Consider the following 8,910-nt stretch of genomic DNA (forward strand, 5'->3'; position numbering starts at 1 on the left):
GGGCGAAGTGCAGCGCATGACCGCCGGTACCGGCATGGCTCACTCCGAATTCAATCGTCAGGACGAGTCCCTGCATCTCTACCAGCTGTGGTTTATTCCGGGCCAGAAGGGGCTGGCGCCCAGCTACGAGCAGAAGGACATTGGTTTCACCAGCGGCAACAAAAACAAGCTGGTGCCCCTGGCCACCGGCCAAAAAGTACTCGAAGACGTGGTGTACATGAATTCGAACAGCACCATCTACTGGTCGAATCTGGACGAGGATAACGAAATAGAATTCAAGACTTTCCCCATTCGTCTCACCTTCATCTACGTGAAGGAAGGCTCGATTTTCGTGAACGGCACCGAGCTTGGCCCCAACGACCAGGCCCGCATGACCAACGACGACGTGGTGCACATCCGCGCCATAAAAGACTCCCAGTTCATTATGATTGACCTGCCTTCGGCCGAATCAAATTACTAAATCAATCAGACTGAGACGAACGCAAAAAAGCCGGGCATTGCCCGGCTTTATTTGCGTTTTGGTCGACTGAGCCGGATATTTTTATAAACCCTAGTACTGTGTTAACTATCTGATTATGAAATAAAAATATTGCAACTATTAGCTGTTAGCTAACAGCTAATAGTTGTATGATATGCCTGCCGAATAGCCGGTTGACTTGCCTATGTTGCGCCCCGAAACGTAAGTGTTGGCGCCCAATACTACGCCAAAGCCTTGGGCCAGAGGACGGTAGAAACTCGCCCCCAAACGGATAAAATTGACACGGGTGGAAGGAAAGAAACCGCTGAATCCATCCTGCGCGATATCAGTGCCGCCGTTTGATTCCTGAAACGAAGCGAAGCCTTCGAGGTAAGTTTTTGGGCCGGCATAGCCAATTTTGGCTTCGCCGACTAGGGCGTTGGGTACTTGCCCGGTGCGCAGGCTGTAGCTTACCTGGCCGGTGGCGAACAAGCCGGAACTGGTTTTGAGGTGGGCAATGCCCGAAGCCGAGTATTTGGTGGCGCGGTTGCCGATGGCAATGATGTAGCCGTAGCCGGTGCTGGTTTGATAGTCGCTAACGGGCGTACTCAAACTCACAACGCCCAACAAATCAAGAATGCTGCTGCCAATCTCGCGGCTGTAGGTTTTGAATTTGAGCAGGCCGGTAACGTCCTGGAAGCCCTGGCGCACGTTGGTGTAGCCCGCCGTGGGAAAGAGGGTATTCAGGTCGCCGACGACCGCGCCGGCGGCCCGGCCTTTCGACTGAATGTACGGCAGGCTGATAACTGCATCAATCTTGTCGCTCAGGCCGTAAGTGGCGTACAGGTTGACCGAATTGACCCGTACCTCCTGAAAAACCGGGACGCGGTCAATGTTATCGGGCGCGAGGTACACGGTTTCGTACCGCTCCGTGGTCCCCGATACCACCACCGAACCGTGGCCTTTGCCGGCCATAAATCCGCTTACCAGGCTTTGCGCCTGCGTTGTAGAAGCCGTGCCCGCCAGAAGTAACGTGCCAAGAAAAAGTGCGGAAATATTTCGCATGGATTTTAACGATAATGAAATAAATTATTTAAAGCAGCCGCTGGACAGAGCAAGAATTTAGGGCTATTCCGGTGGGCATTAAAGCTGCAATCTACGGGGTTGTTTGAGCCGCTGGATTTACCTTAGCGCAATCCAAGTCAATTCTAAGTACGTTTATAGTCAGTGCTTTGGGTTGAGCGCATTAATTAACTCGGCAAACCCTACTATTTACACGATGAAAAATAAATACAGATTATCCACTGCAGTAGTGTTGAGCTTATTCTTGCTGGGCGGCTGCGATAAGAAGGAAGATGTTGACCCTTCAATCACCAGTATTGCCGTTGGCAATCCAGACTTCCAAACCCTGGAAGATGCGGCGTTGCGCGGGAATGTGGCCGTGCTGCTGGGCAACAAAAATCCAAACGACCCGCAGGGGAATTTTACCGTATTCGCGCCCACTAACGCCGCCTTTGCCCGCCTGGGACTGCGCACCGCACAGGACCTGACGGCTCTGCAACAGCCTTTTCTGCGTAGTACCTTGTTCTACCACGTGTTCAGTGGTAGTCTGGCGGGCAATGACCTCACGTCGGGGAGTACTTCGCCCTCCGCGCTGGGGCCGCGGCGGCGCATCATTCAGCGGGCCGATGGCAGCAAGTACGTCAACGGCTCCAAAATTCTGGGCACCGATGTGCGGGCCGCCAACGGGCTGATTCACCCCATCGACAAAGTGCTGCTGGCCACGAACGTCGACGTGCTGACCTCGGCCCTGGAATTGCAAAAGGGAAACGTCTTCGTGAAGCCCGAATTGACTTTCCTCGTGGAAGCCGTGGTGTACTGCAACCTGACCGCAGCCCTGGCCGGTACGGCTACCAGCCCCAAGCTCACTGTTTTTGCGCCTACCGACCAAGCCTTCAAAGATTTGGGCGAAATCCTGGGCGTGCCCCTGAATCAGCCCAGCGACATCCGCAAACTCCCCGTTGCCACGGTGACGGCCGTGCTGCTCAACCACGTAGTGGGCGGCAGCCAGGGCGGAAAATTCACGCCCGAGCTTCCTGAAAACTCCTCCATCGCGTCGGCCGGCGGGGCACCTGTGATGCTGGGCGTATTCAATGACGGTGTGCTCACGGTGAAAGGCAGCGGCAACGGTGCCAATGTGGCCAACATGGTGATTCCGGATGTGCAGTGCCTCAACGGAGTCGTGCACGTTATTGACCGGGTGCTACTTCCCTTGTAAAGAAGCAGTTGTTAGGGACGTGCCGAATTCTGAGAATATTTTTAAGCTAAACAATTAGGCAACTCTTCGCGTTGGTGTGGCAAGGCAATTGTAAGTAAGCAGACCGCATTAAGCGGTATTTAATAAAGCTGTAAATAGTTGAATTTCTGTTGTTTATATCCAGCCTTGGGGCCCTTTGCTTATGAATTTCTACTTATCAAATTAAGTATGCGATATCTGAGCCTGCGCTTTGCTATTTGTGGGGCATTGCTGATTTGGCTGTTGCCCGGCCGGGTGCTGGGCCAGCCGGCTCGCCCGGCAGTCCCGGCCCTGGCCGGCACCTGGAAAGGTCCGTTGGCCATTCCAGGCGGAAGCGTGCCCATTCAGATTGTAATCAGCCAGCCGGCCTCTGGCAAGCTTACCGCCGACCTGGACCTGCCCGCCAAGCGCCTGAACCGGGTGCCTATGCCGCTTACACTCCGGCGCGATACATTGATTTTTTTCGCGCCGCTAGCCGAATCCCGGTTCGTGTGTGTGGCCAGCGCCGATGGCAAGCGACTAAGTGGCATCTGGTCGCAGCCCGGCCTGCGCGTGCCGCTCACGCTGAGCCTTTCCGAAAGCGTAGTGGCGGCACAACCGAACGGCCAGGCAGCGCCTGCGGCTACCACTTACCACACCGAGCAGGTGACCCTCACCAGCCAGCCCGGCCACATAACGCTGGGCGGTACGCTAAGCATTCCCGATGGCGCGGGCCCGTTCCCGGCCGTGTTACTGCTCTCGGACATGGGCAGCCACGACCGCGACTCCCGCGTGGGCGAGTACCGCCTGTTTGCCGCTATGGCGGCGGCTTTTGCCCGTGAAGGCATTGCCGTGCTGCGGCTCGACGACCGCGGCGTGGGCCAGTCGGAGGGCAACGGTTCTCTGGCTACTACTGCCGACCTGTTGCGCGATGCCGTGCTGGGTCTGAGCTACCTGCGCCAGCGGCCCACTGTGGACCCCGCGCGCACCGGGCTCATCGGCCACGGGGAAGGCGGCAATCTGGCCCTGTTGGCCGCAGCACAGCCCGTACCACCCGATTTTGTAGTGACCCTGGCAGCCTCGGGCCTTCCGGGCCTCGACCTGCTGGCCAACCAGGCCGAGCCACTGGCCAGCCCCGCCGACACCGCCCAGGCCGGCGCGGCGCGGCGTCTGGCATGGGCCGGAGTGCTGCAAAGTGCCGCCAAGCTGCGAGCCAGCGGCTCCAACGCCGCCCAGGTAGAAACCTATATCACTCAGCAACGCCTCAAAATTAAAAGTGAGGAGCGTAAGAATGTGGCTGGTACGCTCAAATTCCGGCGCACCATGCTGGAAATTGTCAGCCAGACTTCCAATAACGACCAGGCTCAGGCCATTGTGGTTAATATGCTGCGCCAGCGCTACCCACAGCAAGAACCTGCTGAAGCCCGTAACCGGGCCGCCGAGCTTGTGACGCCGTGGTCACGTTCTTACTTAAAGTTCGACCCGCAGGTGGGGCTAGCCAGGGTGCAATGCCCTGTGCTGCTGCTACACGGCGCGGAGGATGAGGAAGTAAATGCCTCAACCAACCTCGCGGCGCTCGAAAAAGGGCTGAAGAGTAACAAGCGCGTAACCGCGCGCCGCCTGCCCGGCATCAACCACTGGTTCCAAACGCCGGCCTCCGAGCTGCTTCCGAATGCGGATGGCAGCTTCGACCCCATTGTATCGACTCTGATGCTGGATACCGTGCGGGATTGGGTGCGGCAACAGGCCGGAAAGTAGATTCAGGCAGCTACTTACCTGACCCAAGTCGCGAAGTGCCGGAACTTAGCCCCAGCGGGTACGACCCCGCTGGGGCTTTATTTAGTACTCCACAACTTGAATTACATGGTGTACTTGCGGCCCTTGTTCTGGGCTTTCAAATACGTCATCAGGGGCTGGAAATAGTCGACCATGGCGCGGGCCGACAGGTCTTCGCCGGTTTTCTCTTTCAGCACTACGCGCCAGTCGCGGCTGGAGCCGGGGCGCATGATGTCCCGCAGGAAGTCGCCCACTTCCCTGCTACCGTAGTAGTTGGTGGCGTGCGGGTCCTGCTTGAGAATGTTTTTGGCAATGTGGTCGTGCAGCTGGAACAGGATGACGTAGCTCAGGGCGTAGTCGTAGTACTGGGCGGGGTCGTCGTTGATGTGCGTTTTGGTGGCGGCATCCAGGTAGTTTTCGCCGCGGGCGGTGGGCGGCTCAATGCCCTGGTACTGCTTGCTCAGCGCCCACCACCGGGCATTGAGCTGGTCGGCGGGTAGGTTGTCGGCGTAAAAGCTGCTTTCCCATTCGCTCATCACGCCCGAGGCGAAGGGGATGAACACCACGTAGCTCAACGCTTCTTTAAGTAGCTGCTGGGTTTCATCGGTCTTGACTTTCGGGTCAATCAAACCCAGGCCGGCCAGAAAGGGCTTCTGCTTGGCCGCCAGGCCCATCATCGAGCCGATGGCTTCGTGGTAGGCGCGGTTGGCGCCCTGGCGCAGCAGCGGCGGCACCTCGGGGTTGGTGTAGGTCTGGTAGTAGAAAATGTGGCCCAGCTCGTGGTGCGAGGTTTCGTACCATTCGGTGTTGGCCTCCACGCTCATCAGGCTGCGCAGGTCGTTGTTCAGGTCGAGGTGCCAAGCCGAGGCGTGGTTGTTTTTCTTGTAGGTTGCGTCCTTCGGCAGCGGGTACAGGCTGCTTTTCTCATAGAACGAGGCCGGCAGCGCCGGAAATCCCAGGCTCTGATAGAACCGCTCGCCCTGCTTCACCTGCCACTCGGCGCCTTTTTTGGCCAGCACCGCGTCTAGGTTCAGGCCCTTCACGTCTACCATCGAGCCCCAATCCTGGCCCCAGCGGTTGGGTAGCCAGTGGGCGGGCAGGTAGTCGGGCACCTGCTTCACCTTGTATTTGCGGGCCAGCTCATAGCGGGCGTAGGTGTGCAGCTCGCGGTAGAGCGGGCGCAGCTCGGTGTTGATTTTGCGCACCAGCGCCATCATTTCGTCCCGGCTCAGGCCGTAGTCGCTGGCCTGGTAGGTGAAGTAGTCGGAGTAGCCCAGCGCCTGCACGGTTTCGTTGCGCAGCGCGCGCAGGCTGAGCAAGCCGTCCTTCAGCGTCGGGCCAATGGCCTTGCTGCTTTCCCACACGGCCTGGCGCCGTTGCGGGTTGTTTTCCCTGCGCAGCAAATCATCCAGGTCGTTGGTCGTCAACGATTTGCCGGCATATTTGTAGTCAAAGCCGTAGAGCTTTTCCGTCTGTGCCGCCTCGGCTGCGATGCGGCGTTTCACCACGTCGGCCACGGTTTGCGGGTTGTTGGCGGCGTTGTAGAGCGCCGTTTGCAGCTGCTTGGTTTGCAGGTCGGTCAGGTCAGCCTGATGTGCCAGCAGCTCCCTTAGTTTTTCAATGTTTTCGGTGCTGCCCGTGAAAGCCGCCATGCGCTGGTTGGCGCGGGTGGTAGCGCCGGCATTGGCCGTGTCGCCGGGCACGATGCGGGTGTTGGAGCGCCACTCAGCCTCAGCAGAAGCCGTGTACAGCCGCACGTATTCGGCATTGTAGGCGTTCAGAAACTGCTCAGTCTGGGCGCGGTAGTCGGGCGGATTGGGGGCGGCCGGGGGGGCGGTGGTGGCCTGCGCCGTGGCTACGGGCGGCTTTGCGGTGGGCGCGCAGGCGGCCAGCGAGGCCGCCACCAGAATCAAAAGCAGGGGCGTTTTCATGCCGTAAAGAAATGCATTCTGTTGCCGTTTGTCATCCTAAACGCAGCGAAGGACTTTACCACGGCTGAACCAGTCGGTGTTTATCCGTGGTAAAGTCATTCGCAAGCTCAGGATGACAGCAGTTGGGCTACTGCGGCCTGGTCGAGGTGGCATTCCTTGTATTTCTTGCCGCTGCCGCAGGGGCACGCGTCGTTGCGGCCAAACTTGCGGCGGCTGCGCAGCGTCTTAAGCCACTCGCGCGGGTCGGTAGCCAAGCCGAGGAAGCGCTTCTTGGGGTTCTGGCGGAAAGCCCGGCCCAGCAGCTCGTACAACTCGGGGTGGTTTTCCTGGAGCTTTTCGGGCTTCTCGAAAAAATATTCCGTGACCACCGCAAAAAACTCGGCTTCATTGGTAGCGGCGTAGGGGTTGATTTCGGACTTGCCGGCTTCAATGGCCTCTATTTCGCGCTTCATCACGGCGGCCCAGGGTTCGAGCAGCTCCGGCGGCAATGTGGCTTTCGGTATGCCGTCGATTACGCCGTCGGCTTCGTCCAGCATGTGGGCAAATTCGTGGATACCCACGTTTTGCCGGTCCATGCCGTCGCGAAAGCCCTGCTCCAGCGATGCCTTGGAGAGCCGCATGTAATGGTGGTTTTGGAAACCCTGCACCGAGCCCAGCAGCGTGCCTTCCAACGGTTTCACCTCCTTGTTGGGGTTGCCTTCCAGCTTCCAGGCATCGGGCAAAATTAGTACCTCGCCCAAGTTCCGGTACTCCCAATCGGGAAAGCCAAATACCGGAATTATCGCCGAGGCGGCCACGAGCAGCCGCGTGGCATCGTCCACTTCGGTTTGCACGCCCGTGATGCGCGTACTGGCCAGAAACACCTGCGTCTGCTTCTCAAACCGGACTTTCTCGTTCTTGGTCAGGGCAAGGTAAAACGCCACCCGCTCGGCGAGAATCTGCCGCCACGCCGTCGGGAACTCCTCGGCCAGTGCGGCCGTGCGCAGGCGGGTGTCAGCGGTAGCGTACTGATAGAAAAGGTAAATAACGGCGGCCAGAACAGCCAGGGAAATAAGGTAGGGCATGCGCCGATTAAACGGTTTTGAGCGCCAGAAGTTGGTTCAGGGCCGACCACTAGAATCAGAATTTTACCAAATAATAGCCCCGCCAATGAGTTGCTTGTGCTAAAGTAGGGGCAGATGCGCCGCCAGCTTCTCTCGCAGCAGGGCAATGAGTGCACTGTCGCCAAACTGGTACTTATCCGGAATGCGCAGTATCACCACGGGCTTGCCGGCCAGCGCATCCGCAAATTTTTCCCGGATTTTGTCGGCGTGCCGGCGCTCCATCACGAAGATGATTTCGGCCCAGCTCAGATGGCCGGCCGTCACGCGCACCCGCGCGCCCGGCTCCGTGCCGGCCGAGCGCGCTTCGTAGTGCAGATGGTCCTTAAAAAGCTGCTCGGCCGTGAGGCTACGTGTATGGTCCCGGTGTATGGGGTAGTGGGTCGCGGGTTGGGTCGCGGTGAAAGATAGTAGGATTTTTTTGCCATTCGGCGCAAATAAACTCGTGCGGCGTCAGCCCCTTCAACCGCTTGAGCCGCTTGGCGTAGTTGTAAGCCACTAAAAAGGTCTGCAAATGACTGTCCAACTGTGCCGTCGTCTCGTAATGGAAGCGCTTAATCGTGGCCTCCTTTACCGTGCGATTCAGGCGCTCGACCTGGCCATTGGTCCAGGGGTGGGCGGGCTTGGTGAAGCGCTGCTCGATGCCCCACTCGTCGCAGAGCTGCCCGAAAGGATGGCGACCGACTTGGGTGTAGTGGGGCAGGTTGCGAAACTGAATACCGTTGTCCGTCAGTAGCTTATGCACCTTGTAGGGAATCTGTGGCAAGACGCGCCGCAAAAAGTCCGTGGCAATGGCTTGCGTGGCCTGCGGCTGCAACTCGGCGAAGGCCAGCTTGCTGGTGCGGTCAATCGCAACAAAGAGGTACTGCTTGCCCTCTTCCGTTTGCACTTCGGCAAAATCGACGTGCAGGTAGCCTAGTGGGTAGGCCTTGAACTTCGCTTTACCCACCCCTGCCGCCGGCTCGTCGACCGGGGGTAAACGACTGATATCTTGGCGTTTCAAGCACCGATGCAGGGCCGAACGGCTTAGGTGGGGAATCGTTTCCTGCAAAGCATAGAGGCAGTCATCAAGCGGTAGCAACGTATGCTGCCGGAAGAGTACAATAGCTGCCTCTTCAACCGGGGTGAGCACCGTGGAGGCTGGTTTGGGGCCGCGCACGGCCTCTTCCGTGCTGGTGCGCCGCCGCCATTTGCGCACCGTGCCGGCCGTGAGACCCAAACGCTTGGCTAGCGTTTGTACGCCTTCTGTACTTTGCTGGATAAGGCGCCGAGTTGCCGGCGTTGTGGTGGCGCAGCCATGTGGTACTTTTCCCATAGGTTTGTCCGAAAGATACGCCACAACGCTGCTTGCCCATCCCCTGGGACTATACA

The 8,910-nt window shown here is 58.6% G+C and carries 8 protein-coding genes; 3 read left to right on the plus strand and 5 right to left on the minus strand.

Annotated features, from left to right (window positions below):
• Positions 1 to 460: pirin family protein (locus tag GM79_RS09500; RefSeq protein WP_035562813.1), on the plus strand; the 460-nt coding region annotated here is incomplete at its 5' end.
• A gap of 156 nt (positions 461 to 616) precedes the next feature.
• Here GM79_RS09500 and GM79_RS09505 read toward each other — a convergent pair.
• Positions 617 to 1,522 carry a hypothetical protein gene (locus GM79_RS09505; RefSeq protein ID WP_035562815.1) on the minus strand — a complete coding sequence of 302 codons (906 nt, stop codon included), beginning with the start codon at positions 1,520 to 1,522 and terminating at the stop codon, positions 617 to 619.
• A gap of 214 nt (positions 1,523 to 1,736) precedes the next feature.
• On the opposite strand from GM79_RS09505, the gene GM79_RS09510 reads away from it, so the two are divergent.
• Positions 1,737 to 2,735, plus strand: a complete 999-nt coding sequence (locus GM79_RS09510; RefSeq protein ID WP_035562816.1) for a fasciclin domain-containing protein — start codon at positions 1,737 to 1,739, stop codon at positions 2,733 to 2,735.
• Positions 2,736 to 2,942: 207 nt separating this feature from the next.
• Entirely contained in the window at positions 2,943 to 4,490 is a 1,548-nt protein-coding gene (locus tag GM79_RS09515) for an alpha/beta hydrolase family protein (protein ID WP_081867660.1), read from the plus strand.
• A 101-nt stretch (positions 4,491 to 4,591) separates the two neighbouring features.
• Here the strand turns inward: GM79_RS09515 and GM79_RS09520 are convergent, their stop codons facing one another.
• From GM79_RS09520 to GM79_RS09535, 4 genes are all read right to left on the minus strand, one after another.
• Positions 4,592 to 6,439: a M2 family metallopeptidase gene (locus GM79_RS09520; RefSeq protein ID WP_035562821.1), complete on the minus strand. Its 1,848-nt coding sequence runs from the start codon at positions 6,437 to 6,439 to the stop codon at positions 4,592 to 4,594.
• A 107-nt stretch (positions 6,440 to 6,546) separates the two neighbouring features.
• Complete coding sequence (locus tag GM79_RS09525; RefSeq protein ID WP_035562824.1) at positions 6,547 to 7,503, minus strand: M90 family metallopeptidase; 957 nt, start codon at positions 7,501 to 7,503, stop codon at positions 6,547 to 6,549.
• Positions 7,504 to 7,602: 99 nt separating this feature from the next.
• Positions 7,603 to 7,806, minus strand: a complete 204-nt coding sequence (locus GM79_RS09530) for a hypothetical protein (RefSeq protein WP_235184028.1) — start codon at positions 7,804 to 7,806, stop codon at positions 7,603 to 7,605.
• An 82-nt stretch (positions 7,807 to 7,888) separates the two neighbouring features.
• Positions 7,889 to 8,854: an IS481 family transposase gene (locus tag GM79_RS09535; RefSeq protein WP_035562831.1), complete on the minus strand. Its 966-nt coding sequence runs from the start codon at positions 8,852 to 8,854 to the stop codon at positions 7,889 to 7,891.
• Positions 8,855 to 8,910 lie beyond the last annotated feature (56 nt).

It is taken from the genome of Hymenobacter sp. IS2118 (assembly GCF_000715495.1).
Lineage (GTDB): Bacteria > Bacteroidota > Bacteroidia > Cytophagales > Hymenobacteraceae > Hymenobacter.

Coding starts and splice junctions, on each gene's coding strand:
- GM79_RS09520 (WP_035562821.1), bottom strand. CDS start 6,439: ATGAAAACGCCCCTGCTTTTGATTCTGGTGGCGGCCTCGCTGGCCGCC.
- GM79_RS09515 (WP_081867660.1), top strand. CDS start 2,943: ATGCGATATCTGAGCCTGCGCTTTGCTATTTGTGGGGCATTGCTGATT.
- GM79_RS09525 (WP_035562824.1), bottom strand. CDS start 7,503: ATGCCCTACCTTATTTCCCTGGCTGTTCTGGCCGCCGTTATTTACCTT.
- GM79_RS09535 (WP_035562831.1), bottom strand. CDS start 8,854: ATGGGAAAAGTACCACATGGCTGCGCCACCACAACGCCGGCAACTCGG.
- GM79_RS09510 (WP_035562816.1), top strand. CDS start 1,737: ATGAAAAATAAATACAGATTATCCACTGCAGTAGTGTTGAGCTTATTC.
- GM79_RS09505 (WP_035562815.1), bottom strand. CDS start 1,522: ATGCGAAATATTTCCGCACTTTTTCTTGGCACGTTACTTCTGGCGGGC.